This window comes from Alkalibaculum bacchi, assembly GCF_003317055.1.
Lineage (GTDB): Bacteria > Bacillota > Clostridia > Eubacteriales > Alkalibacteraceae > Alkalibaculum > Alkalibaculum bacchi.
The window spans coordinates 1-24,940 of the sequence record NZ_QNRX01000008.1; the positions used below are offsets into that span (position 1 = coordinate 1).

Sequence of the window (24,940 nt, forward strand, 5' to 3'; positions counted from 1 at the left end):
CAATTATAACAAATCTGGTGTTTTCATGCTATTTTTATACCTGTAAACCCGGAATTCCAATACTTGTATTCAATTATTTATGTGCGAAGTTTGAGTAACTAATATAAACATCTATAATATTGGTCTCGATCATAGTATCAAAACCCCATATTTTTTCTAAAAGTAATTCTCGTGTCAACACTCGATTTATATTTTTAAGTAAAAGATATAGTAAATCAAACTCCCTTTTAGTTAGTTCTATTTCATTATTTCCTCGTTTTACTATTCTTGATTCTATATCCACCTCTAAGTCTTTATAGACGATTGATTGATGATTCATAGGGACTTCCGATCGTCTAAAAAGAGCTCTCATTCTTGCTAATAATTCTTCAATCTGAAAAGGTTTAGTAATATAATCATCCGCCCCGCTATCGAGTCCTGATATTTTATCTAAGACGCTATCTCTAGCCGTAATCATGATAACAGGAGTGCTATTAATCAAACGAATTCTTCTGCAGACTTCGATTCCATTCAAATTGGGTAGCATTAGGTCTAACAAAATAAGATCAACCTGTTCATGTAATGCTTGATCCAAACCATCTCTGCCATCAAAAGCAGTTCGTACTTCATAGCCCTCATGCTCTAATTCTAATTGAATAAATTGAGATAAATTTTTTTCATCTTCAATAATCAGTACTTTTTTCATACTAAATCACTCTCCAATAAAAAGGCATTATATCTTTTATTTCTTCCTTTAAGCATAAAAAATGAACATTCTATTAAAACGTGGATAATGATATCATTTACACTAACAAATCGATTATACTATCCAACCTATCTTTCAAAGCCAGATGAATTATTTTGCTAAAAAAAGTGTCACGAAATATTGACACGATTTCGGACACTTTTTTGGAAACTTAGCTCCTTCAGTTATATTGTTTATTTAACTTTTTCTACTTGGTTTTGAGTGTTGTTTTCTTTTTCGCTATGATCTTCATCATCGGCTTCCACTCTTACAATCTTACCTGTTTGAGCGTCTACTTTCACTTCGTTTTGAGTACCATCTGTTGAAAGAATTTCAAATTCATAAACAATTGTTCCATCTTCATTCTCTAATTCTACTTCCTTTACAGTTCCAGGTAATTCTTTTAATGCTGTTTTGGTAGCTTCTTCTTCTGTTATTTTTGTTTGTTTAGCTAATTTAGCTTGGTTTTCTTCTTCGTCTTTCTCTTCCTCATTTTCTTCATTATCAGCCTCCAATTTTATAACCTTGCCTGTCTGGGCATCTACTTTTACATCCTTTTGAGTACCATCTGTTGAAAGAATTTCAAATTCATAAACAATTGTTCCGTCTTCATCCTCTAATTCTACTTCCTTTATAGTTCCAGGTACCTTTTCTAATGCTATTTTGGTAGCCCCTTTTTCTGTTAATTTTACTTGTTTAGTTTGATTTTCTTCTATTGCCACAGAAATAGGCTTGTCTTGAGGATTGGTAGCATATGCAATACCAAGACCCCCTCCCACCAAAATAGTTGTTGCTAATATTGGAATAAGCACTTTATTCTTTTTATTTTTCATAATCTTGTTCCCCCTCGTGATTTTGACTACAATGCTATCTTACACCTAAATTATAAAAGGAAGATTAGGGTCTATTAAAAAAACGATTAGATTTTCATTAGAATTTTTTAATCTCTTCAAAGCAACATCTATAAGAAAATAAATGAATCATCCATTGCCTTCTAGTAATAATCAGGCTTTAAACCATTCCTTCTTAATTCTCTTCAACCTTTTTCCAGAGTTCCTATTATATCAATGTTTTACTTCTTTATCTTGGCTCAGTTCAATCTTTTTATTCTTTAACTCTGCACAAGGCATTGGTGACATGAGCTAATGGCAATCTGTAATGTATGAAAGACAATATTATATGATGGAAAGAGCTTTAGGAGAAATTGTTCCAGTTGAGAACGTCCCCCATTACTAAAATATTAAGAGAATTTACCATTTGGTATTGATATAATAGTTAATATACATGTGAAGTAAAATAGTCATAATATTAGGAGGTGTTCATTGAAATATATGGACAATAGCCTGTCTGTCACTTGCCGTAATTTTTGCAGTAATAGGAGGTGATTATCTTCTTATCGAGAGATATCACGAATATCAGGTGAAAGAGGCGCTTATGGTGTTGAAAATAATATTAGGATAGGAATGATTGTTTTAAGTGCTATAAAATTTTTGAGGAGGTTAACATGTTTTCAGATGTAGAAGCAAAATTAAAAAGAAAAAATAAAATCTTATTTTCTCGTGAAAGCCAATGTTTACAGGGCTTGATAGAATTAATGCAATTACAAAAGCATCGAACAATCGTAATGTGGGCATTAGATTGTGCAAAGCTGCCCTTAGCGCAATTTGAGTCAAAGTATCATGGTGAGTGCAGGCCAAGAACCTGCTTGGAACTTTGTGAATCTTGGGCAACGGGTAAAATCAAAATGCCTATAGCCAAACGAGCAATTTTGGATTCACATGCAGTTGCAAAAGAAATTAATGATGCTGAATATGGTGCTTTATGTCACGCTATTGGCCATGCTGGGGCTACTGTTCATGTAGAAACACACGCTATGGGATTGCCAATGTATGAGTTAACTGCATTAATTTTAAAATACGGAAAATATAATTTCCAAGAACCAGTTAGCGAAAAGATTACTTACTACAATGACCGTCTTCTATATTGGCAAGAAAATGCAGGTAAATTTAAACTTGATTGGGTTGATTTCTTATTAGATGATACCAAACCTAACAAGGAGAGACTATTGTGTAAAAAAAGAAAGTTAAAACAGCAAAAGATATAGTGTTAATATTTGCTTCGCAGTATTTATATATTACGCATTAGTATAATATTGTGAATGGTGAATTAATAATTACATGGGAGGTATTTTAACATGCTATTGTGGAGTATGGTGTTTATTGGAGTTGTGCTCTTCACTTATGGTCTTTATTTTCTTGTGAAAAATTATAAACATGGAAAGTATATAAAAAAATATGGAGTATTGTCTTATATAGGATTAGTTTTAATTGTTTTTGGATCGATATTGTTAATGGAGCCAGTATTTACAAAATTACCTGAAACTTCATCTGGACTTCTACCATTCTTTATAAGTTTAGGTATTTTTATGATAGCATCTAGATTATTGCTAAAACCTACATTTTTAAAAAAATAAATACAAACTTATTGAGTAGATTAAGTGAATAATTTTTTTAGAGTGCGAATGAACTAATTTGAATTTACAAGGAGAGGTAACGGAAGCGTCAGAGAAGAAAAGTTTTGAATTATGGGAGGATTCTGTTCATAAGATAAAATTCCTAAGATAAAATTTAAGGAGAGAGATCATTTGAAGAATAAAAAAGATTCTCGATATTTATTTTGGTCCCGAGTACTCAACCCAGTGGCACTTACAATATATGGTGTTGCTTGTTTTTATCTATACTCTCTATGCCAGTATGGTGGAGTGAAGAGAAGAATGCCAATAATCATTATTTGCATGGGGTTGTTATCATTGTGGTTTTTGTGGTGTGTTTATTCCAATCATAAACACGAAAAGAAATCTCAAAATATGGTGCTGGAGGTTTCAAAAGAGAAACAATATGATGCAGAAAAAGATATAAGGAGAAGTAAGCTATGGTACTCGATTTCATGCTTTATTTTAGTAGGAATTACTGGTCTTACTGCACTTGGAGTCTATAATAGTGCTGTTAACTACAATGGGAAGCTATCTTGGTTACTGCAGGATCTAAAAAACAAACGACAAGTCGAGTATATCCAAAGAAATATCTATGAGCATGGACTGCAGGGCATATTTGATGCCATAGAAACAAGATTAGATCTTCCTAAGGATTTGTATGTTTCGTCAGATTTTATATTGAAATTTAATAAAGACGGAACCATACTTTCTTTTGACACTTTCTTGTATGGACGAAATGAAGAAGGAGAGACCGAGAGTTTCGTAATTACTTATGATGACAAAAAGTCTAAAAAAATAACAGTTTATCTACGAGGAAACGTCAATGCAGATTATGATGATATACATAAATTTCAACCTTTGTTAGATGCTATGAAGGTAATTCCCTTGAAGGATACTATCTTACAGTGGGAGCAAGAGGAGTTTGGTATTTTATATGCTGGTATACGCAACTGGGGGTACAATACCGCGGGAATTGTGACCATCGACAAGGAAGGAAATGTGAAAAAGGAAGAGTATGCTATGAATGAAATCGTAGGGTATACAATATCTGTCTATGTACCAGAAAAAGAGGACATGATTATTCCCGTCCGGTATATTCCCGATTGGGAGACTGTAATGATAGAGCCAGAGATGATTAAGAAAAATGATGTTATAGGTTACCGAGATTTTGATGGTGAAGAAGCTTTTTTTCTAGATGAAACACGAGGATATCGATTGACTGTAGCGGATGCTGCCTTAGGGAGCCGGTTCTACATTTTAGATCAAACACAAGATGCTGGGCTTACTTGGCAGACTTTAAATAAAGATCCCTTCTCAGGGGATGCAGGGGCCTCGGCAGGAATTACTTTTCTAGATGAAAAGCTTGGATTTATTGCCATGTCTCATAGCGGCGGTTCTTATGGGGAGCTATACTGTACAGAGGATGGAGGAGTTTCTTATAAAAAGATAAGCTTTCCTCCAGTTAAAGTGCCTTTAAATGAAAACGAGACTTACGAGGCTTTTGATTTTCCAGGTATGCCTTATTTACAAGATGAAAAGCTTGAAGTTTTGGTCGGACAAGGGCAAGATGGAGATTATAAAGGTGGCATTAAAGCTTTATATCAATCTCTAGATCGTGGCAACACATGGGAATATGTAGGAGAAGCCGATGATAAATAGAGAACAAGAAGACGAATCAAATAGAAGCCTACAACAGATTGAAGGGGATATAGGCGTAAAGATGCAGCAAAGTACACACTGTGCCTTAACTATGGTGATGCATTCGTCATTTAATAAATTTTTAATAATTCATTTAGAGTTATTCAAGACTCCTATTGTAATATATAATTGAATAACATAAATATTTGTGATTTTGTGGTGATTCATTCTATATTAGGAGGCAAAAAATGAAATTTAATAAAAAATCAACGATGTTCGGCATCTTTATCTTTGGTGCAATGATTTTAGTAACTTCAGGATTTGCAGATGCGGCCCTTGGATCAGGGTATCAGAATCTAAAGAAGTCCTTAAAAACAACTACAGCTAAATTGGTAGATGATGTGGATAACTTTAGCGTTGGCATTACTGCAACTCTCAAAGTTGACGGCAAGATTTATTCAGAAGAGACTACTAATACAAAATTTGATATAAAAAATCAAGCTGAAGAAACAAGGACCATACAACTTCAAAAAGGCAATCATGTAGAATATTACTCCTATAGTGATAAAAAACAATATATAAATAAAAATTTTGAAGATGGATCCTATAATGTGGAAGAAAGACAAAAATCAAGGAAAAACACAAGAATAATACAAAATCCTTTTGAGGAAGAAGAAGTCAAAGATGTAGAAAGGATTGTAGATGCATTTATAGGAAGTTTAGAAAATGTCATTCAAGTTGAGCAATCAGGTAAGAAGAAAATGTATTTAGGAGATATAGGAGACTCAGAAATCCCCCCTCTCATCAATGCGATTTCATCCTTTGCATTCAAATATTCAATACTTGATGACTATACAATAAAGACACTTAATATTCCATCTCCTAAATCTAATGTAACCCTTAAAGAAGCATCAGGAAAAGCTGTTGAAAACAAAGACGGAATTATAGAAAGTGGAATATTCAGTGTAAGTATGTCTGCAAAAGATGATAAGGGTGCTGAACACGTTTATACTTTAGAGCTTTCAATGGACATAAAAGGCATAAATAGCACCGTTGTGGTTGCTCCAAACTTAGATGGAAAAAAGGTTACCTATAGCAAGGAAGGTTGTCCATTTGATGAGAAATACATTGGAAAATATAGCAATAATATCGTAGAAGTAAAGAATAATTCCTTCGTAAAAGTTGGAGAAAGAATTGTAGAAATTACCTCTGTTAAAGAGGGCAATGTAAAGGGTAAATATTACGAGGTTTATAATAAGGGATATGAACCAGATGCTGTTAGAAGCTTTGAGTTTAGTTCAAATCACAATGAGTCAGAATTTTACACAATACTAAACTATACAGACAACAATGGAAAAAAGAAAAAGGGAACTATGGATAGTACAAATTTACAAAATCTGTATGTAGCATTTGATATAATAATTGATGAAGAAAATGGTGGATACTCACATACAAATGATGAGGAAAATTTTAATAATGAATTTGTAAGAGTATTTGAATAGTAATATAGGCGCAAAGGCTTGAACTTTGCGCCTCAAACTATTCTAAAGGAGGTACAATATTGGATAAAGCAATTGTAATTGAAAATCTTTCAAAGACGTATAAGAACAATCGTGGCATACAAGATATTAATTTAGAAATTGATCGAGGAGATATATTTGGTTTCTTAGGTCCTAATGGATCAGGAAAGAGCACCACCATGAAAGTTATGGTAGGTCTTATGAAAGCAGATAAAGGTGATGTTCGTATAAATGGTTATAGTATTTCACAGGACTATGAAAAGGCTATGAAGAAAGTTGGTTGTATTATAGAAAGTGTAACGCCTTTTACCTATCTGACTGCATATGAAAACATGAAATTATGCGGAAGGTTTTATGAAGGTGTTGGTGATATGAGAATTGACGAATGTCTGGATATTACAGGACTTCTAAAATTTAAAAATGAAAAGATAAAAAACTATTCCTTAGGGATGAAACAAAGACTGGGCATTGCCATGGCTATTTTGTCGAATCCTGAAATACTAATACTGGATGAGCCCTTAAATGGTTTAGACGTAGAAGCAATGGTAGAATTTAGAAAATTAGTCCTTAATCTATCAGAAGAGCATAAGACAACTCTTTTTATATCCAGTCATTTAATACACGATATAGAGCTTACTTGTAATAAAGTAGGTATTTTATACGGCGGTAAATTTTCAGGTGTAGATAGCACACAAAGTATTTTAAAAAACTACTCTTCCTTGGAGAACTATTATTTAAGTGAGGTCGATTTAAATGGAGACTCTTAAAGCAGTATACATAAATGAGATGTTTAAAATATCTAAGAAGAAGAAGATTGCAATATCATTGGTTTTTTCGTTTCTTTCACTCATTGTAGGAGCTATTGTAGTCTATTATTTAAATAATTTTGCAGGGATACGTATCACAGGAAGTTCAGACTTTTCAATTATGGTTTTAACGGTTTTAAGCTATACGCTATTTCCGCTCTTTACTGCTTTTATCTGTATCGATATGTTTGCTGGAGAATTTGCAGATAGTACGATTAAATTAACTTTGACAGGGCTTGCGCCAAGATTTAAAGTATTCTTAGGAAAAATTTTAGCTATTGCCACTTCTATCATGGCAAATCTTATCGTTGTAATGATTTTATCTCTTGTAGTTTCTATATTTATAGATGGCAGTGTGTCTAATCTAGTAAAAATAGTATTAGCATATATTATGGAGTTCTTTCCACAATTGATCTTTGCATTGGTAGTTGTTTTCCTTTCAAACATTTCGAAGGGAACAACGAGTGCCTTTATGCTTTCTATACTTGTATTTTTAGTGTTTAATGGATTGGGCATGATTTTTCCAAACTTCAAAAGTTTCTTATTTACATCTACTTTCGATTGGTATACATTGATTTTAGGAGGTTATATCAATTTTAGCAAAATACTAAGGGTATTTCTAATTTTGCTGGGTTACGGTATAATGTTAATTACAGCAAGCTATTACTTCTTTGAAAAAAGAGACATCTAGGATAAGATGCTATGAACCTAAAACAAAGATTTCTAACACAAGGCATATTGATTTTCATTGGCACAATTCTTATTACAAGTTGTGTCGGTTTTGCGTATTCGTATTTTTGTAATCTATTTAACAAATTTCCTGTTACCAGTGGCATAGGAGAGGCGTCTGTTGTGGTTATTGAAAACGAAAATATTATATATAAAAATGACGACTTTAGCAGGATACAAGTAAAAGAGATCCTAATGAATGTAAGCATTGGGAACAACTATTATATTCATGAAAATACGAAATACAGCATAAATACAGAGGACTTCTCAACAGTAAGTGGTGATAAATACAATATCATAAACCTTAATCCGATTATAAATGTAGGGAATTATTATAGAAATCTTATGGTACTTGTTTTTATAACGTTCTTAATAGTGTTTGCTGTGGCAAGCATAATAGTACAAAAACAAAACATGAAAAACATTATAAATCCTATTACAAATTTGACAGAGGAAACGGAAAAGTTAAGACATGGGGACCTTGAAACAGCCATTACAGATAGAGGATACGGAGAGATTAGAGATCTAGAAAGAGTAGTGGAACAGCTACGCCTTCAGTTAAAAAACTCTATATATTATGAGGAGAAAGTTGACGATAATCGAAAGTTTTTAATTTCAAGTATATCCCATGATCTTAAAACCCCTGTAACATCTATAAGAGGCTATATAGATGGAGTGCTAGATGGTGTCGCAGATACGAATGAGAAAAAACAATATTATTTATCAAAAGCCGTTGAAAAGACAAAGATGATCAATATAATGATTGAGGATTTACTGCTCTACTCTAAACTAGATTTAAATCAAATGCCCTTCGAAAAAGAAAAGGTCAATGTTCGAAAATACGTAGAAAGTTGTATTGAAGACAGTTTAGCAGAATTTGAGGGTGAAGATAAAAGTATAACTTTTGAAAATGAACTTGGGGATGAAGTCTTTGTCACCATAGATCTCGATAAATTCAACCGAGTCGTTCAAAATATTATGGACAATGCGAAAAGAAATATCGAAAAACATTCAGGTCAACTCAAAATAGTGCTAAGAGAAACGAATTCGTCGGTTATAATGGAGTTTAAGGACAATGGAAAAGGAATTCATAAGAATGACTTACCTTATGTTTTTGAACGATTTTACAGAGCAGATACAGCCAGAGCGGTTAAAGGGTCTAGCGGATTGGGACTAGCCATTGCAAAGCAAATAGTTGAAGGATTAGATGGTCAGATTTGGGCAATTTCTGAAATGGATGAAGGTGCCTCAATTATGATTTCGTTAAAAAAGGTGAAAAGATATGAAAAGGATATTAATTATTGAAGATGATCAAAGCATATCAGAGCTACAAAAGGATTACCTTGAAATGAGCGGTTATGAGGTTATCTGTTCTTTTGATGGGGACACAGGCCTTCATTATATTAAAAACGACCAATTTGATTTAATTATTTTAGATTTAATGCTTCCTGGAAAAGATGGTTTTGAAATATTAAAAGAAGTAGCAGATTCAAAAGAAATACCTATACTTATTGTGTCAGCAAAATCAGAGGAAGTATATAAGATTAAAGGACTAAACTTAGGAGCTGATGATTATATAACAAAGCCCTTTGGTATGGGTGAATTAGTAGCGAGGGTAAACAGCCATCTAAAAACCTATGAAAAGTTTAAACACAGCCCTCAAAAGAAGCAAATAAAGGTAGGTGCTTTATCCATAGACAAGGAAGATCATAGGGTTTTTATGGATGGGCATGAAGTGTTTTTAACTCAAAAGGAATTTGAACTTCTTTTGTTTTTTATGGAAAACCCAAATAGAGTTTATAGCAAAGAAGAGCTATTTGAGAAAGTTTGGGGTTATGATGCACTATCTGATGCCACTACAATAACGGTACATATAGCGAGAATAAGAGAAAAAATCCAACCAAATCCTCAAATCAGACAATATATTCAAACGGTATGGGGTGCAGGTTATCGATTTAAAATCTGATAAAGAAAAATTTCGTAATTGTAAATCATTGCGTCGTGCAAACGGGCAACCAAAGGTACGCCCCTACCTATCGATATCCAGAATGTGGGGGCGGTCTTTGACCTCCCGTGATGAACAACACTTATATGATGTGAAGCTATAAAGATGGCAAAAGTAATGTGAAAAATGCTTTTTAATTAATAGATGGAACATATTGTGATGAGATTGTTATGGGAAAAATATTCAAGTAAAAAGTTAATATACTTTATATAAATTTCCAGTCCCCATTGCCTGTCGTAGCTTGGGGACTGAGCAAGTCAGATGAATGGTGGGTAAATATTATGCTTTGATAGCCCACCTTAATTTTGTTGATCGTGCACGACTATTAGAATAGCATTCTTCTGCTGTTGGCCGAATAGGTTTTGGGGCTATATCACTATAGATTCCCTCTCGATAAAATTTCTGAAAAGATTTTTTGATCAATCGATCTTCTCCAGAATGAAAGGAAAGTATAGCAACGCGCCCACCCTTGGCAAGAGTGGCAGGAAGCTTTTCCAAAAATTCATATAAGACTTCATATTCACTATTAACATCAATTCGTAATGCTTGAAAGCATCGTTGACAGGATTTTTTGACATCCTCTTTCCTAGTTTTTTCGGGAATGAAATGTAAAGCCTCTTCAATAATTTGTTGAAGCTGAGTAGTGGTTGTAATATCTATCCCTCTTTTTATAGAATCTATAATAGCATGTGAGATTACATTAGCATGAGGTTCATCTGCATTTTCCATTAACATACCTTCTAATTCATCTTGCTCCATTGTTTTTAAACGATCCGATGCAGACATGCCTTTGTTTGGATTCAATCTTAAGTCTAAAGGACCATCACTTTTATAAGAGAAGCCTCTTTCTGGATTATCTATTTGCATTGAGGAGACGCCCAAATCAGCTAATATAAAATTTAGTGGTCCAGATTCAAGGACAACCTGATCAATATTAGAAAAGTTCGTTTGCTTAAAGGTTATTATATCGGAACCATAACCTAAGCCCTCTAAACGCTTTTGAGTACGTGGTAGTTCAATAGGGTCTACATCCAATGCGTATAAATGTCCTTTAGAATCCAAGCATTTAAGCATTTCTAGTGTATGACCACCATAACCTAGAGTTGCATCTAATCCAACTTGTCCTGGTGTAATTTGTAAAAATTCCAGTATTTCATTTACGCAAATGGAACGATGCATACCAGCAGGTGTATTGCCCTTTTGAATGATCTTATTTACATCATCGGCATATTTTTCTGGTTGTAGTTCTTTATATTTTTCGTGAAAGGCTTTTGGGTGAGTACCTGAATATCGAACACGCCTTTTGTGTTTTTTCTTTTGATTATCTGGTGATGAATTCATTTATACCTCCATAGTTTCCTACTCTTTTAATAGGAATACTGATATCATTTCTCGCGATTTTATTGTTCTCTGAGCCGTATTAGCCCATACAAATCAGTTATAATTATTATACACTAAATTCATTTAATTAAAAAATAGATTAGAAAGAGAAATTACCATCTATTTCATCTTTATTATTGATATAATAATTAGTATGCGAGAAAATCACAAATTGCTTACGGAGAAAATAGAATAAAAGGAGAGAAAGAAATTATGGCAATTAATAAAGGAGCAAGAATTGGAATCACGATTCAGGTTATCGCACTAGGCATCATAATTCTTCTTGTGATATTTAATAAGGTTATTCCTTCTATACTAAGTTGGATTTTTGGTATAGGAGTAGCTATAGCACTGGTTGGGACTTTATTTGAATTATCCAAAAAGAATATTAAAAGATAGTAATAAAAGTCATAGTATTAAAGCTATCGCATTAAATCTCTGCGATAGCTCTGAATGTGAGGTGTAGAAATAATATAAATATTTCTTGGGTGGTTTTATTTTATATTTAATAATCTACTTTTTCTTTTAAAAAGTTTCCGGATCTTAATTCGCTAAAGGCTAAATCTAGTTCTTGCTTCGTATTCATTACTATAGGTCCTCCCCAATAAATCGGTTCTTCTAGTTTATTAGAGCTGAGATATATAATCTGAATATCTTTATCAAGGGACTCAATATCTAGAGAACTTCCTTCTGTTAATTTTACTGCTGTCTTTTCCATTACGATTTCATCTGCTACTTTAGCATCACCAAGTAACAAAAATACCATAACGGATTTATCTTCTTCCATTTCGATGGTGAATTTGTGATTTGATTCTAAGCTAATGTGGTAGTAATCAAGAGGTAAGTATTTTCCTGTAAAGCCCTTTTGATTTTTATAGCTTCCGCTTATAAGTCGCAAAGTTCCACCTTGGATGGGTATCTCCTCAATCTCATCTTTTTTTATGCTGTGATATTCCGGTGGTGACATTTTATCCTTAGCGGGCATATTGAGCCAAAGCTGAAGTCCAAGAAGTCTTTCGGATGCAGGTAGCGTTTCTTCATGTAATATTCCTGAGCCTGCTGTCATCCACTGGACTTCTCCATCTGTAATCTGATCTTGGTTTCCTAAACTATCTTTATGGACCATATTGCCTTTAACAATAAGGCTAATGGTCTCAATACCTCTATGTGGATGCATTGGAAATCCTGCAGTATATTCTTCTGGATTTGTACTATCAAAAGAATCAAGCATCAAAATAGGATCATATGTTTCAGTGGTAGTGTTTCCTAGAACTCGCACAAGATGTACTCCTGCACCATCTGTAGTTTGAAAACCAGTAACTTTATCTTTAATTTTTCTTTTCATCTTCATACCTCCAAGTATTGAATGGAATTAAATAATCTATGAATTCATATAGATTAATACCCTATTAAATTAGGATTGAAACAAATCTCAATATTATAGGATAAGCACTATCCACAATTTTATAATCCTATTTAATTGATAATAAAGAAGATATAAAAAACTTCGTAACAGGCTTGAATAAGAATCAAAAATGTGACATATCTTTTTATATGCCACATTAATAATGGAACTATACAAAATCAGATTATGCCCAGACCAACTAAGATGCCAAAGCAGCCTGTCAGCATCATATCACCATAGGGTGCAACTTCGTGCCATCCTAACGGCTTGACCATAGATCGCTGTGGTCCAGTGACAGCGATATAGTCCCAGCCTGGAGTCATATCTGGGTGAAAGGCTGCACCGTGTCCACCTCCATTAAAAATTTCATCATTAGATAATTCATTGTTTTGCATCTTTTTAACTAGAGAGGCTAGTGAATCTGTATTCAATAAACCAGTATGATGCTCACATAATCCATAGATACGTTGACCACGGATAGCTGCGATCAATGTATGGGAATTGCCGATATTAATGGCAAGGATTCCTTTTTCTAGATGTGGTTGCACAGTAGGATCTGCCATAATACCTAATAGAGCAGCTGTTCCAGTATCTGTAAGTATTGCTCCAGGCACCGCACCTCGAACAGCTTTCATCCTAGTATAAACTTCTGGTATTTGTTCTGTAAAAATCAAATTCTTTAGAAGACCACCTTTGGCAATAAATTCTTCTAATAAACGGAATCTCACTATACGGTTGCTTTCCTCAGTGCTAAAGCCATGGTCTTGAACTGCTACTGCAAGCTGAGAAGGTAAAGCTTGGTCAAAGGCTCCTAATGCCTTATCAAATGCTGCAAGATTAATATCTCCCATTCGTATTTTACATACATTATCTGGTGTGATTTCGACGATTTCAACCCCCATTTCACGAACCTTTTCTAATTTATCATTAAATGTATAGGCTGCCTCTTTTGTAGCATAAACTTTATAACCTGCCTCTAGATGTTGTTTTACAGCAAAAAAACATGCTCCACCACCCATTACATGACCGTAAAGGTAAATATTTTGTCCTTGTCGTGTTGCTTGGCGAATCTGCTTTGCTACAAGCTGTGTATTACTAGGCATAACTAATTTAGGGCAATTTTCTATATTTTTATCAGCTTGATAGACTAAAACATCTTGAGTTCCAGAACCAACATCAATTACTAGGATGTCTTTTTGCTTAAACGATGATGATACATTTTTATATACTGTCATAACGAATTCTCCCTTACTTCAGTTTGTGTTATGTAAAATTATAGCACAATATATACTTAGTATCCTTTTTTTAGGCTTCTTCTAATCCAAATACCTTGCAAATATCATATTTGTTAAATCTGTTTTGTAGATTGAAACAATTAGTAAGAAAAAAATTAAGTAATAAAGTATAACAATAGTCTGAAATTTGGATGTAAAATTGTACATAAAATGATATGATTTTATCCTATGAAAGTAGTTGTGAACACTAAAGATTAAGTGATTATAAATTAGGGGGACATAACAAATGAAACATGAATGGAGAAAACACGAAAAGGAACTATATATACCAAAGCAAAAACCTGAACTTGTATCTGTTCCAGAGCAAAAATTCTTTATGATTAAAGGAAAAGGAAATCCTAATAGTGATGATTTCTCTGAAAAAATTGAAGTTCTCTATTCATTATCCTATGCTATTCGGATGATGCCAAAGCAAGGGTATACTCCTGAAGGGTATTTTGAATATACGGTATATCCATTAGAAGGGTTATGGGATTTGACGGAAGAGGGTAGAAGATTAGATACACTAGATAAAGATGAACTGCTCTATACGATTATGATTAGGCAACCGAATTTTGTGACAAAAGATATCGTAGATAAAGCATTTGAAATTGCAAGAAAGAAGAAATCAAATCCACTACTGGATGAAGTTTTATTTGATACTATTGAAGATGGCTTATCTGTTCAAATGCTTCATATAGGTCCGTACGATGATGAACCACAAACCTTTGAAAAGATGAAGCAATTTATAGAGGACAATCACCTTGAGATAAAAACTCTAAGGCACAGAGAAATTTATCTTTCTGATGCAAGAAAAGTTGAATCTGCGAAATTAAAGACCGTTTTAAGATACGCTATCAGAAAATTAGATTAAAAATATTTAAAAAGTAAAGTAAAATTATACACCTGTTTTTTAGGCGGAAAAATTTTATTACAGACGGTATATTGCTGGCAATACCGATTATTATAATTAATTATTAAAAAAACAATTGACAAAAGAGATCTATGAGAATAGAATAGATATAATTTAATGAAAAAGCGATGATAAAAGAAAGTAGTTTTGAGGAATCTACCAGGGAGAGTTTGCCATTGACTGGAAGCAAACATTAGAAGAATCATTTCGAAGTTCCTTTTTGAGCTACAGGCTGAATATAGTAGGCTGTGTCGTATTCCTGCGTTATAAGGATAGAATATCAGATGTATAATCTCGTATTCGAAAAGTGTAGCAATAGCTAAATTTGGGTGGTACCGCGGAAGAGTATATTTACCTTTCGTCCCTGTATATAAAAATATAGGGATGGAAGGTTTTTTTGTATTTAAAATTGAAAGGTGGTAAAGGAATGATTATCGTATTAAAAAATGGGACGTCAATGGAAGAGGTTGCGAAGATTACAAATATGTTAGAAAAGTTTGATGTAAAAGTGAATCCAATAGTTGGGGAAAGTACAACAATTTTAGGTCTTGTGGGAGATACATCTTCGTTAGATATCGGTTCGCTTTATTTTAATGAAAATGTAGAAAAAATTATGAAAGTTCAAGAACCATACAAAAAATCAAATCGAAAAATGCATCCACAGGATACTGTTATCAATATAAATGGAGTTGAAATAGGTGGTAAGAGGCTAACCATAATGGCTGGACCTTGCTCCGTAGAAGGTGAGGAGCAAATAGTAGGAATAGCGAAATATGTAAAAGAACAAGGTGCTCGAATATTAAGGGGTGGAGCTTGGAAACCAAGAACATCGCCATATGCTTTTCAAGGTCTGAAAGCAGATGGATTAAAACTTTTAAATAAAGCCAAAACTCAAACACAAATGCCAATCATATCTGAAATTACCAATCCTGCACATATAGAAATGTTTATGGATATGGTTGATATATTTCAAGTAGGTGCAAGAAATATGCAAAACTTTGAAATTTTAAAGGAATTAGGAAAGACAAACAAACCTGTTCTTATCAAAAGAGGATTTGCAAATACCTATGAAGAGCTCCTTATGTCTGCAGAATATGTAATGAGTGGTGGTAATGAAGAAGTCATACTTTGTGAAAGAGGCATACGCACTTCCGAGAATTATACAAGAAATACTCTTGATATAAGTGCCATACCTGCACTTAAAAAGTTAAGTCATTTGCCAGTTATTGTCGATCCGAGTCATGCAGCAGGTCTACATTGGATGGTAGAGCCATTATCCATGGCAGCTATAGCAGCAGGAGCAGATGGACTAATTTTAGAAGTTCATAATGACCCTAAAAATGCATTATGTGATGGGGCGCAGTCTTTGACATATAAATCATTTAAAAGAACTATGGAAAAGTTAAGGCTTATTGCAAATGCTGTAGACAGAGAAATTTAGAATAAAAGATAGGTGATTTTATGTGCAAATATGAAAAATCAAAGGAAGAGATTTTGAAATGCAATGAAGATATTAAAAGAGCTTTTCTAAAAAGAATTTCTTTAGTTGATGAAATTTCAAAACTTGAATCCAATAATAAAGAAAATTTTTCTACTATAGGCAAAGATATAAATTGTGATGAAAAATATGCACATGAATATAGACACTTGGCTAAAAGTATACAGTTAATAGACAAAAGATACTTATATAGGCAGCATACTAAATTATCAGATGATAATGAAATAAAAAGCAATAAAGAAATACAAAAAATATGTTATCAAGGATTGCCTTTTTCATATACAGAAAGTGCAACAAAAGCTTTATTTCCTAATAAAGAAATAATATATACAGACTTGTTCGAGCAAGTATTCTCTAATGTATATAATAATAAAGCAGATATTGGAGTACTACCTATAGAAAATTCAACTGCAGGATATATCAATGAGATATATGATCTCTTGGTAAAATACGATTTGTATATCAATTATAGTTATATAAAAAAAATAAGTCATTGTATAGCTGGTGTTCAAAGTACGCAGATACAAGATATAAAACAGGTGTATTCTCATCCACAAGCATTGGCACAATGCTATGAATATATAAAAGAAAATAGATTTATAGTAATAAATGATACAAATACTGCTGTTGCAGCGAAAAGAGTAGCTGAAATGAAGGATAAATCAATAGCATGTATCTGTTCTAAAGAAGCAGCAGAAAATTATGGTCTTAAGATATTAAATGCAAAAATTAATAAAAGTGAAAACTATACCCGTTTTTGTGGGATATCAAGAATGCTAGTAAAAGAAAAAAATCACAATAGAATAAGCCTAGTTTTCTCCGTGCCACATATTGTAGGGAGTTTAGATGGTGTACTTTCCGTATTTTCTTATTACAATATAAGCTTGACATCCATATGTTCACGACCAGATTTAGAAAGTCCTTTTAGATATCTGTTTTATGTTGATTTTGAGGGAAATATATTGGAACACAATATGAAGGCTATACTCTTCCAATTAGAAAAGGAACTTCCATATTTTAAAATACTAGGGAGTTATAGGGCTTAATATATTTAATATAAAGGGGGTGATTCTAAGTTGGAATTAGAATTTGAAAATTTGAATATAACTGTTGTAGGCTTAGGTCTTATAGGGGGCTCTATGGCAAAAGCCATAAGAAAGCATATAAATGTGAAAAACTTGTGGGCAATTGAGGTAAATGAAAGTATTATAAAGCAATCAAAACAAGAAAGGATAATAGACGAAGGTTTTATAAATCCAACTTACCCTCTTAATCATTCAGATATGGTTATTCTCTGTGCATATCCGAATACTAATATAAATTTCATAAAAGACAATATGCACAAGATGAAAAAAAACTGTATTATCACAGATACCTCAGGTATAAAAGATAAGATTTCTCGACAAATTAATGAGTTTATAAGAGAAGATATCTATTTTGTTGGTGGGCATCCTATGGCAGGTAAAGAATGTATAGGATATGAATTTTCTGATAGCAGTATCTTTGAAGGCGCTTCATACATTTTAACTTGTAATCATAATCCAGGGAGACAAATTGAAATACTAAAGAAATTATTTTATAGAATTGGATTTAAGGAAGTGTCTATTATGTCTCCTGAAAAACATGATGAGATGATAGCTTTTACAAGCCAGCTTCCTCATTTAATAGCATGTGCACTTGTAAATAGCGATAAATTTGAACAAGGATTAGATTGCATGGGAGGAAGTTTTAAGGATGCAACAAGAGTTGCGCAGATAAATGCAGAATTGTGGAGCCAATTAATATTTGAAAATAAAGATAAATTGCTAAGAGCACTAGCCGAGTTTATAGATGATTTAAATAAAGTCTATCATATTATAGATAATGATAACAAAGATACTGTGCAATCGTATTTTGAAAAAAGTACTGCAAAGAGGAAAGGGATATCAATATGAAAAGGATACAAGTTCATCACAAAGAAAATAGATATGATATCTTTATTGATAATAATATATTATCAAAAGCAGGAGAATATATAAAATCAATATACGACAATAAAAATATTGCAGTGATTACAGATGAAAATGTATTTAAGCTATATGGTAATAAGTTGAAAGAGTCTTTAGAAAAGTATGGATCACATATTCATTTTATAGTTGTAAAACCAGGAGAAGAAAGTAAAAGCATTAAAACACTAAGTGAAGTACTAGATCAGCTTACAGAACAGTCTATAAAAAGAAGTGATTTGATTGTAGCTTTTGGTGGAGGAGTAATCGGAGATTTGGCAGGGTTTGTAGCTTCAATATATCTAAGAGGTATTGACTATATTCAAATACCTACTACTCTATTATCACAGATCGATTCGAGCATAGGTGGCAAAACAGCAATAAATTTAAGAAAAGGAAAAAACTTGGCAGGTACCTTTTATCAACCTAAATTAGTATTGATTGATCCATCGATTTTAAATTCATTGACAGATGATTGCATAAAAGACGGCATGGGTGAAGTGATAAAATACGCATGTATAAAAGATGCTCAAATGTTTGAAATGTTAACAACAATAAAATCAAAAGAACAATTATTTGATCATATTGAATACATCATTTATACATGCTGCAATATAAAAAGAGCTATTGTAGAGGTTGATGAGAAAGATACAGGACTGAGGATGATTTTGAATTTTGGGCATACATTAGCACATGCAATTGAAAATTATTTTAATTACCAATATTCTCACGGTCAAGCTGTAGGTGTAGGCATGTATTATATAACAGAGAAAAGTGAGGAATTAGGATATACAAAGCAAGGAACAGCACAAAGGATAAAGGACATCCTAATGAATTTCAATATGGAACATATCGTAAAAAATGTTGACGATGAGTATATAAGAAAAACGATAAAATTAGATAAAAAGAATATTAAAGATAATATAAATTTAATTTTATTAAAGGAAATTGGGGATTGTTTTATTAAAAAAGTACCAGAAAAAAATATAAGTGCATTTTTTTGAGGTGAAGCGTGGATAAAATTACTATATTACCAACGAGATTAAATGGATCAGTAGTTGTACCTCCATCAAAAAGTTTGAGTCATAGGGCAATTATATGTGCTTGCTTAGCTGATGGAGAGAGTATAATAGATAATCTTATCCTTTCAGAGGATATATTAATGACTATAGAAGCCATGAGACAACTTGGAGCAAATATCGAGATCGTCGAAAACGATAATAAAACGTATAAAGTAAACATAAAAAAAGAAAAAAATAAAGTTTCAAAAGCAGTTATTGACTGTAAAGAATCAGGTTCCACATTAAGATTTATTATTCCTATAGCTATGATGCTGAGTGATGAGTCCACATTTATAGGAACAAGGAGATTAGGAGAAAGGCCACTAGATGTTTATTATAAAATATTTCAGGAACAAAATATTGAATATACGACTACAAAAGGTGTTTTGCCACTTATAGTTAAAGGAAAACTAAAGGCAGGTCAGTACAATATATCTGGAAGTGTAAGTTCTCAGTTTGTATCAGGGCTTTTGTTTGCACTTTCTTTGCAAGAAGAAGATTCAATCATCAATATAGTAGATAATACGGAATCCATAGGATATATCGACTTGACCATAGATATGATGAAAAAGTATGGTATGAAAATTGAAAATGAAGGCTATAAGAGATTTATAGTAAAAGGTGGATTAAAATATACTCCACTAGACTACCGTGTAGAAAGCGACTATTCCCAAGGAGCCTTTTTTCTCGTAGGAAAAAGTATAGGAAATAGCATCGAATGTATGGGACTATATGAAAACTCCCTTCAAGGAGACAAAGAAATTCTATCTATTATAGAAAGATACGACAGTGTAGATAAAAAGTCAAAAGAAAGTAAAGAAGGTTCCTTAGAAAAGGAAATAGTAATAGACGTATCCCAAATACCTGATCTTGTACCTATAATGACAGTTCTTGGAGCACTGAAGCCAAATGTTACGACAAAAATAATAAATGGGCAGAGACTTCGAATAAAAGAATCCGATCGATTAAAGGCCATTTCAACGGAAATGAACAAAATTGGTGCAACTGTCAAAGAATTAGAAGATGGGCTTGTGATTAAGGGGAAAGAAACACTAAAGGGAGGTGCAATAGTAAGTAGCTGGAATGATCATAGAATTGCAATGGCATTAGCAATAGCAGCTACAAAATGCATCTATCCTATAGAATTAGAAGAATATGCATCCGTAAAAAAATCCTATCCAGGGTTTTGGGAGGATTACGTAAAGTTAGGAGGGAAGATTTGTGGGCTCCACATGGGGGAATAGAATTAAACTGAGTTTGTTTGGTGAATCCCACGGGGAGGGGATTGGCATCGTTATAGACTCCCTTCCAGCTGGAATAGAGCTAGATATGAATTATATAAGACAGCAGATGGCAAGGCGTGCTCCTGGAAACAGCTCCCTTGCAACGCCGCGAAAAGAAGATGATGAAGTCAAAATATTAAGCGGTATATTCGAAGGAAAAACAACAGGAGCTCCACTTTGCGGAGTTATTTATAATAATAATATAAGATCAAAAGATTATTCTATACTAAAAGATACTTTAAGACCTTCCCATAGCGATTACCCTGCAAAAGTAAAATATCTTGGCTTTAACGATTACAGAGGAGGGGGACACTTTTCAGGGAGGATTACAGCCCCTCTTATGTTTGCTGGAGCAATAGCTATGCAAATGCTTCAAGAAAAAAATATTGTCATTGGAAGTCGCATTAAGAGCATTCATAAAACAAGTGATGTGAGAATCGATTACTCTAATATAAATGAAACATTGCTGAAAAAGTTAAAAGAGATGGCATTTCCAACGCTTTCAGAGGATATTTCCAATGCCATGGAAGACGAGATTATATATGCGAAAAACAGTGGGGATTCTGTAGGGGGAGTCGTTGAAACATATATTATAAATGTTCCAGCAGGGTTAGGTCAGCCGTTTTTTCATTCTCTAGAAAGTCAAATTGCCCAAATAGTATTCTCCATTCCTGCAGTAAAAGGGATAGAGTTTGGTGAAGGATTTGATATCGCAATGTGCAAAGGTTCGGAAACAAATGACCCATACACTTTAGAAAATGGGAAAATAATATGTACCCAAAATAGCAATGGTGGCATCCTTGGAGGTATATCAAACTCCATGCCAATTGTCTTTAGAACAGCCATAAAACCAACGCCATCTATATCACTACAACAAGATACCGTCAATATATTGGATATGAAAAACACTAAGCTTAAAATAGAAGGCCGTCATGATCCTTGCATTGTTCCAAGGGCTCTTCCTGTTATCGAAGCAGCTGCAGCACTGGTTCTATTAGATAATATATTGGAAAGGGAAGGTGAGGTATGGAAAAATTAGATTTATCAAAGACGAGAGAAGAAATAGATAAAATAGATAAAGAGATTACGTCTTTACTTGAGAAAAGGCTTACCATTGCATTAGATGTGGCAAAATATAAAATTCAAGATAATATGGACGTTTTGGATAGTGATAGGGAAAGACAAGTTATAGAAAAATGCATTGGTTATTTAAAAAATGAAAAATACGCTGAAAGCATAGAAAAAATATATATTCAAATAATGGACGCCTCAAAAGAAATGCAAAAAGAGTATATAAAAAACATATAGATGGAGTTTTAAGGGGTCATAGAAGAGAATAAGGGGGACGAAATGGAAAAATTATTTGGTTTAATCGGTGAAAAATTAGGTCATACATATTCTCCTATTATAAATAGCAAAATTATGGAAGAAATAAATATTAACGGTCATTACGGTACTTTTCAGGTTAATAACGAAAATCTTAAAGATGTAATTCCAGGATTAAAAGCTCTTGGCTATAATGGAATAAATGTAACCATACCTTATAAGACAGACATTATCAAGTATTTAGATAAACTTAGCCCTGAAGCTGAAAAAATTGGAGCCATAAATGTAGTTGCCATAGGTAGAGATAAAATGGCAACAGGCTACAATACAGATTATTATGGATTTGGCATGATGCTAGAAAATGCAAATATAAAAATATCAGGAGAAAATGCTGTAATACTGGGTACTGGCGGTGCATCAAAAGCAGTTGCCGAGTACCTTAAAGACAATGAAATCAAACAAATAATATTTGTTACAAGAGATGTGGCTACTGCGAAACAAAAATTTCCTGAGGACGAAATCGTTTCTTATGATGAGTTTGAGAAAATTGAAAATTGTTCAACCATCATCAACGCTACCCCTGTGGGTATGTTCCCTAATATAGAAGCTACCCCTATAGATAAGAAGTATTTAATGGGATTTTCACAAGCTGTAGATTTAATTTATAATCCTTCAGAGACCGTATTTATAAGGCAATCAAGAGAAGCTGGTCTTAAAAGTGTAAATGGTTTATATATGTTAGTTGCTCAAGCAATAAAATCACAGGAAATATGGAATGAAGTAGAGATATCAGATGAAACAATAATAAAGATATTAGCGTTTTTAAAGCAGGAATATCTATGAACAAGAATATAGTATTAATCGGCATGCCTGGTTGTGGAAAGAGCACTTTAAGTAAAATCATGGCTAAAAGGCTAAATAAACCTGTAATTGATATGGATGATTATATAGAATCCCATGAGGAAAAAACCATAAAAGAGATGTTTGACATAAGTGAAGCCTTCTTTAGAGATGTGGAAAGCAAATATTCTATTTTATTGGGCGAATTGAATTCTCATATTATTGCAACTGGTGGGGGCATTGTAAAAAGAAAAGAAAACATCACAAATCTTAAAAAGAATTCTGTTATTGTATTTATAAACAGGCCTGTAGATGATATTGTGGGTGATATTGATGTAAGAACGCGACCTCTTCTATCAAAAGGAGTAGAAGCAGTATATTCATTATATAATGAAAGAATTCATCTATATAAAGGGTATTGTGATATAGAAATAAACAATGTAGGGGAGATACAAAAGGTTGCTGACTTGATAATAGAGAAGGTTCAGTTATACAAAGTGGAAAATAATCAATAATACGAAAAGGCCCTCTATTTATGAGAATTCACTTATAAATAGAGAGCCTTTTATATTTAATTCGGAAAGTCCTACTTTTGACTCTAACTCCTACCCAGTCATCTTGAGTGTAAGCGAAAGATCTAGACCCAAAAGGAATACCGCAATGCTAATGACTAAAGACTAATGACTAGCGACTAACGCGCTGCAGGCGCTTTTTTTTAATTAACCCTCTTGCCATTTTCTAAGACGATTTTTTGATCTGCAAACATTTCACATTCTAAAGAACTATGGGTAATCAAGATAGTGGGAATATGAAAGTTCTGTTTAAATTGCTCAAATTCTTTGTACACAATTTTTTTTGTCTTTTCATCGAGAGCAGAAAAGGGTTCATCTAGTAGTAAGAGTTTAGGTCTAGTTACAATGGCTCTAGACAGTGCTACTCTCTGTTTTTCTCCACCAGAAATATTTCTAGGATATTTCTTCTTTAAGTGATCAATATGGAACGTGTTCATGACGGATTCACAGTAAGAGAGCAACTTTTCTCTTTTAGCTTTGTCTTTAAAATCAATCATATTTTTAATACCATATGTAATATTTTCTGCTACTGTCATATTGGGAAATAATGCATAATTTTGAAAGACATAGCCTATGTTTCGGTGTCTTGTAGGGATATTGATTTTGTCTATGTGATCAAATACAATTTGTTCGCCAAATGCGATTTTTCCGACCTCTGGATTTTTCAGTCCAGAGATAAATTTGAGAAGGGTGGTTTTCCCTGCACCAGACTCTCCTTGAACGACAAGGACGCCACTTTCGAATTCGTACTCTATATCCACACTAAAGTGATCTAATTGGCTTTTGATTTTAAAATAGGTATTCATTTGTGCATCACCCTTGTTTTCCAATATAATTTTTTCTCTTTAACCACGTATTTAATGCAAAGATTACGCTAAAGCTAAATACTACCATGATTAGTACTAGAGAATTTGCTATATCTGTATTTCCCGATTCTACAGCAAAGTAGATGGCTGTTGGCATGGTTTGGGTCTTACCAGGTATATTTCCTGCAATCATAAGAGTGGCACCAAATTCGCCTATAGCTCGGGCAAAAGATAAAATCACACCGCTGATAATACCTGGCCAAGCTAAAGGAAGTGTAACTGTCCTAAAGATTTTCCATTCGCTGCTGCCTAAGGTTTCGGCTGCTTTTTCGTAAATAGGATCAATGCTTATAAATGCAGACTTTGCATTTTGGTACATAAGAGGAAGGGAAACGACACAGGCTGAAATAACTGCACCGATCCAGGTAAATACAATTTGAATACCAAAGTGTTCTATTAAAAAATCACCTATTATTCCTCTTTTTCCAAAAGCAATTAAGAGAAGATAGCCTGTTACCGATGGCGGTAAAATCATAGGAAGTATGAGTATAGTCTCCCAAATGTTTTTTCCAGGGATATTTTTTCTGTTTAAGATATAGCCAAAAAAAATACCCAATACAAAGGAAAAAACGGTGGCAATGGATGCAATTTTTAAAGAAAGAATAATAGGTGATAACATGT

The 24,940-nt window shown here is 33.2% G+C and carries 26 protein-coding genes and 1 other annotated feature; of the genes, 19 read left to right on the forward strand and 7 right to left on the reverse strand.

Translation table 11 applies throughout. The features are described 5' to 3' along the window. Positions 1-73 precede the first annotated feature (73 nt). The gene (locus tag DES36_RS07125; RefSeq protein WP_113920539.1) at positions 74-685 is read right to left on the reverse strand and encodes a response regulator transcription factor; all 612 of its coding nucleotides are present in this window, start codon (positions 683-685) and stop codon (positions 74-76) included. 233 nt (positions 686-918) lie between these two features. Further along, positions 919-1,557 (reverse strand): PepSY domain-containing protein, encoded by a 639-nt coding sequence (locus DES36_RS07130; protein WP_113920540.1) that lies wholly within the window; start codon positions 1,555-1,557, stop codon positions 919-921. A gap of 671 nt (positions 1,558-2,228) precedes the next feature. On the opposite strand from DES36_RS07130, the gene DES36_RS07135 reads away from it, so the two are divergent. The 8 genes from DES36_RS07135 (at position 2,229) to DES36_RS07175 (ending at position 9,877) form a co-directional block, all read left to right on the forward strand. After that, on the forward strand, positions 2,229-2,828 hold the full coding sequence (locus DES36_RS07135; RefSeq protein ID WP_113920541.1) for a putative immunity protein: 600 nt from the start codon (positions 2,229-2,231) through the stop codon (positions 2,826-2,828). Positions 2,829-2,918: 90 nt separating this feature from the next. Next, the gene (locus tag DES36_RS07140; protein WP_113920542.1) at positions 2,919-3,197 is read left to right on the forward strand and encodes a hypothetical protein; all 279 of its coding nucleotides are present in this window, start codon (positions 2,919-2,921) and stop codon (positions 3,195-3,197) included. Between the two features lie 171 nt (positions 3,198-3,368). Next, positions 3,369-4,877 (forward strand): M48 family metalloprotease, encoded by a 1,509-nt coding sequence (locus DES36_RS07145; protein WP_113920543.1) that lies wholly within the window; start codon positions 3,369-3,371, stop codon positions 4,875-4,877. A gap of 227 nt (positions 4,878-5,104) precedes the next feature. Further along, the gene (locus DES36_RS07155) at positions 5,105-6,358 is read left to right on the forward strand and encodes a hypothetical protein (RefSeq protein WP_113920545.1); all 1,254 of its coding nucleotides are present in this window, start codon (positions 5,105-5,107) and stop codon (positions 6,356-6,358) included. A 59-nt stretch (positions 6,359-6,417) separates the two neighbouring features. Further along, positions 6,418-7,143: an ABC transporter ATP-binding protein gene (locus DES36_RS07160; RefSeq protein ID WP_113920546.1), complete on the forward strand. Its 726-nt coding sequence runs from the start codon at positions 6,418-6,420 to the stop codon at positions 7,141-7,143. Next, on the forward strand, positions 7,130-7,873 hold the full coding sequence (locus tag DES36_RS07165; RefSeq protein ID WP_113920547.1) for an ABC transporter permease: 744 nt from the start codon (positions 7,130-7,132) through the stop codon (positions 7,871-7,873). Before DES36_RS07160 ends, DES36_RS07165 begins: the two co-directional genes overlap by 14 nt. 11 nt (positions 7,874-7,884) lie before the next feature. Continuing rightward, positions 7,885-9,216 carry a sensor histidine kinase gene (locus tag DES36_RS07170; protein WP_113920548.1) on the forward strand — a complete coding sequence of 444 codons (1,332 nt, stop codon included), beginning with the start codon at positions 7,885-7,887 and terminating at the stop codon, positions 9,214-9,216. Next, positions 9,194-9,877, forward strand: a complete 684-nt coding sequence (locus tag DES36_RS07175; RefSeq protein ID WP_113920549.1) for a response regulator transcription factor — start codon at positions 9,194-9,196, stop codon at positions 9,875-9,877. Before DES36_RS07170 ends, DES36_RS07175 begins: the two co-directional genes overlap by 23 nt. A gap of 318 nt (positions 9,878-10,195) precedes the next feature. Here the strand turns inward: DES36_RS07175 and rsmH are convergent, their stop codons facing one another. After that, positions 10,196-11,257, reverse strand: a complete 1,062-nt coding sequence (rsmH, locus tag DES36_RS07180) for a 16S rRNA (cytosine(1402)-N(4))-methyltransferase RsmH (RefSeq protein WP_113920550.1) — start codon at positions 11,255-11,257, stop codon at positions 10,196-10,198. Positions 11,258-11,509: 252 nt separating this feature from the next. Between rsmH and DES36_RS07185 the strand changes: the two genes are divergently transcribed. After that, positions 11,510-11,695: a hypothetical protein gene (locus DES36_RS07185; protein ID WP_113920551.1), complete on the forward strand. Its 186-nt coding sequence runs from the start codon at positions 11,510-11,512 to the stop codon at positions 11,693-11,695. A 106-nt stretch (positions 11,696-11,801) separates the two neighbouring features. Here DES36_RS07185 and DES36_RS07190 read toward each other — a convergent pair whose 3' ends face one another. Together DES36_RS07190 and DES36_RS07195 are read right to left on the reverse strand one after the other, a co-directional pair. Then, a complete protein-coding gene (locus DES36_RS07190; RefSeq protein WP_113920552.1) occupies positions 11,802-12,641 on the reverse strand; it encodes a pirin family protein in 840 nt (279 codons plus the stop codon). A 239-nt stretch (positions 12,642-12,880) separates the two neighbouring features. Beyond that, positions 12,881-13,936, reverse strand: coding sequence for a DUF1786 domain-containing protein (locus DES36_RS07195; RefSeq protein WP_113920553.1), 1,056 nt, complete (start codon positions 13,934-13,936; stop codon positions 12,881-12,883). A gap of 286 nt (positions 13,937-14,222) precedes the next feature. Between DES36_RS07195 and DES36_RS07200 the strand changes: the two genes are divergently transcribed. From DES36_RS07200 to DES36_RS07245, 10 genes are all read left to right on the forward strand, one after another. Then, positions 14,223-14,849, forward strand: a complete 627-nt coding sequence (locus DES36_RS07200) for a GyrI-like domain-containing protein (RefSeq protein WP_113920554.1) — start codon at positions 14,223-14,225, stop codon at positions 14,847-14,849. Positions 14,850-15,007: 158 nt separating this feature from the next. Then, positions 15,008-15,257, forward strand: a binding site (T-box leader). Positions 15,258-15,315: 58 nt separating this feature from the next. Next, the gene (gene aroF, locus DES36_RS07205; RefSeq protein WP_113920555.1) at positions 15,316-16,329 is read left to right on the forward strand and encodes a 3-deoxy-7-phosphoheptulonate synthase; all 1,014 of its coding nucleotides are present in this window, start codon (positions 15,316-15,318) and stop codon (positions 16,327-16,329) included. A 20-nt stretch (positions 16,330-16,349) separates the two neighbouring features. Next, positions 16,350-17,432, forward strand: coding sequence for a prephenate dehydratase (locus DES36_RS07210; protein WP_113920556.1), 1,083 nt, complete (start codon positions 16,350-16,352; stop codon positions 17,430-17,432). 30 nt (positions 17,433-17,462) lie between these two features. Next, positions 17,463-18,320 (forward strand): prephenate dehydrogenase, encoded by an 858-nt coding sequence (locus DES36_RS07215; protein ID WP_113920557.1) that lies wholly within the window; start codon positions 17,463-17,465, stop codon positions 18,318-18,320. Further along, on the forward strand, positions 18,317-19,375 hold the full coding sequence (gene aroB / locus DES36_RS07220) for a 3-dehydroquinate synthase (RefSeq protein WP_113920558.1): 1,059 nt from the start codon (positions 18,317-18,319) through the stop codon (positions 19,373-19,375). The genes DES36_RS07215 and aroB overlap by 4 nt, the downstream gene beginning before the upstream one ends. A gap of 8 nt (positions 19,376-19,383) precedes the next feature. Beyond that, positions 19,384-20,676, forward strand: coding sequence for a 3-phosphoshikimate 1-carboxyvinyltransferase (gene aroA, locus DES36_RS07225; RefSeq protein WP_113920559.1), 1,293 nt, complete (start codon positions 19,384-19,386; stop codon positions 20,674-20,676). Further along, the gene (gene aroC, locus DES36_RS07230) at positions 20,654-21,754 is read left to right on the forward strand and encodes a chorismate synthase (RefSeq protein ID WP_113920560.1); all 1,101 of its coding nucleotides are present in this window, start codon (positions 20,654-20,656) and stop codon (positions 21,752-21,754) included. Before aroA ends, aroC begins: the two co-directional genes overlap by 23 nt. Further along, positions 21,742-22,023, forward strand: coding sequence for a chorismate mutase (locus DES36_RS07235; RefSeq protein WP_113920561.1), 282 nt, complete (start codon positions 21,742-21,744; stop codon positions 22,021-22,023). Before aroC ends, DES36_RS07235 begins: the two co-directional genes overlap by 13 nt. Positions 22,024-22,065: 42 nt before the next feature. Beyond that, the gene (aroE, locus tag DES36_RS07240) at positions 22,066-22,884 is read left to right on the forward strand and encodes a shikimate dehydrogenase (protein WP_113920562.1); all 819 of its coding nucleotides are present in this window, start codon (positions 22,066-22,068) and stop codon (positions 22,882-22,884) included. Continuing rightward, positions 22,881-23,396 (forward strand): shikimate kinase, encoded by a 516-nt coding sequence (locus DES36_RS07245; protein WP_113920563.1) that lies wholly within the window; start codon positions 22,881-22,883, stop codon positions 23,394-23,396. The genes aroE and DES36_RS07245 overlap by 4 nt, the downstream gene beginning before the upstream one ends. A gap of 200 nt (positions 23,397-23,596) precedes the next feature. Here DES36_RS07245 and DES36_RS07250 read toward each other — a convergent pair whose 3' ends face one another. Together DES36_RS07250 and modB are read right to left on the reverse strand one after the other, a co-directional pair. Next, entirely contained in the window at positions 23,597-24,283 is a 687-nt protein-coding gene (locus tag DES36_RS07250; protein WP_113920564.1) for an ATP-binding cassette domain-containing protein, read from the reverse strand. After that, on the reverse strand, positions 24,267-24,938 hold the full coding sequence (gene modB, locus DES36_RS07255) for a molybdate ABC transporter permease subunit (RefSeq protein ID WP_113920565.1): 672 nt from the start codon (positions 24,936-24,938) through the stop codon (positions 24,267-24,269). Before modB ends, DES36_RS07250 begins: the two co-directional genes overlap by 17 nt. Between the last annotated feature and the right edge of the window lie 2 nt (positions 24,939-24,940).

What these genes read in the sequence shown, in the direction of transcription:
- DES36_RS07200 (WP_113920554.1), top strand. Translation starts at nt 14,223, where the DNA reads ATGAAACATGAATGGAGAAAACACGAAAAGGAACTATATATACCAAAG.
- DES36_RS07140 (WP_113920542.1), top strand. Translation starts at nt 2,919, where the DNA reads ATGCTATTGTGGAGTATGGTGTTTATTGGAGTTGTGCTCTTCACTTAT.
- aroB (WP_113920558.1), top strand. Translation starts at nt 18,317, where the DNA reads ATGAAAAGGATACAAGTTCATCACAAAGAAAATAGATATGATATCTTT.
- rsmH (WP_113920550.1), bottom strand. Translation starts at nt 11,257, where the DNA reads ATGAATTCATCACCAGATAATCAAAAGAAAAAACACAAAAGGCGTGTT.
- DES36_RS07195 (WP_113920553.1), bottom strand. Translation starts at nt 13,936, where the DNA reads ATGACAGTATATAAAAATGTATCATCATCGTTTAAGCAAAAAGACATC.
- DES36_RS07130 (WP_113920540.1), bottom strand. Translation starts at nt 1,557, where the DNA reads ATGAAAAATAAAAAGAATAAAGTGCTTATTCCAATATTAGCAACAACT.
- DES36_RS07165 (WP_113920547.1), top strand. Translation starts at nt 7,130, where the DNA reads ATGGAGACTCTTAAAGCAGTATACATAAATGAGATGTTTAAAATATCT.
- DES36_RS07185 (WP_113920551.1), top strand. Translation starts at nt 11,510, where the DNA reads ATGGCAATTAATAAAGGAGCAAGAATTGGAATCACGATTCAGGTTATC.
- aroE (WP_113920562.1), top strand. Translation starts at nt 22,066, where the DNA reads ATGGAAAAATTATTTGGTTTAATCGGTGAAAAATTAGGTCATACATAT.
- DES36_RS07175 (WP_113920549.1), top strand. Translation starts at nt 9,194, where the DNA reads ATGAAAAGGATATTAATTATTGAAGATGATCAAAGCATATCAGAGCTA.
- modB (WP_113920565.1), bottom strand. Translation starts at nt 24,938, where the DNA reads ATGTTATCACCTATTATTCTTTCTTTAAAAATTGCATCCATTGCCACC.
- aroF (WP_113920555.1), top strand. Translation starts at nt 15,316, where the DNA reads ATGATTATCGTATTAAAAAATGGGACGTCAATGGAAGAGGTTGCGAAG.
- DES36_RS07210 (WP_113920556.1), top strand. Translation starts at nt 16,350, where the DNA reads ATGTGCAAATATGAAAAATCAAAGGAAGAGATTTTGAAATGCAATGAA.
- DES36_RS07245 (WP_113920563.1), top strand. Translation starts at nt 22,881, where the DNA reads ATGAACAAGAATATAGTATTAATCGGCATGCCTGGTTGTGGAAAGAGC.
- DES36_RS07155 (WP_113920545.1), top strand. Translation starts at nt 5,105, where the DNA reads ATGAAATTTAATAAAAAATCAACGATGTTCGGCATCTTTATCTTTGGT.
- DES36_RS07235 (WP_113920561.1), top strand. Translation starts at nt 21,742, where the DNA reads ATGGAAAAATTAGATTTATCAAAGACGAGAGAAGAAATAGATAAAATA.
- DES36_RS07190 (WP_113920552.1), bottom strand. Translation starts at nt 12,641, where the DNA reads ATGAAAAGAAAAATTAAAGATAAAGTTACTGGTTTTCAAACTACAGAT.
- DES36_RS07170 (WP_113920548.1), top strand. Translation starts at nt 7,885, where the DNA reads ATGAACCTAAAACAAAGATTTCTAACACAAGGCATATTGATTTTCATT.
- DES36_RS07125 (WP_113920539.1), bottom strand. Translation starts at nt 685, where the DNA reads ATGAAAAAAGTACTGATTATTGAAGATGAAAAAAATTTATCTCAATTT.
- DES36_RS07135 (WP_113920541.1), top strand. Translation starts at nt 2,229, where the DNA reads ATGTTTTCAGATGTAGAAGCAAAATTAAAAAGAAAAAATAAAATCTTA.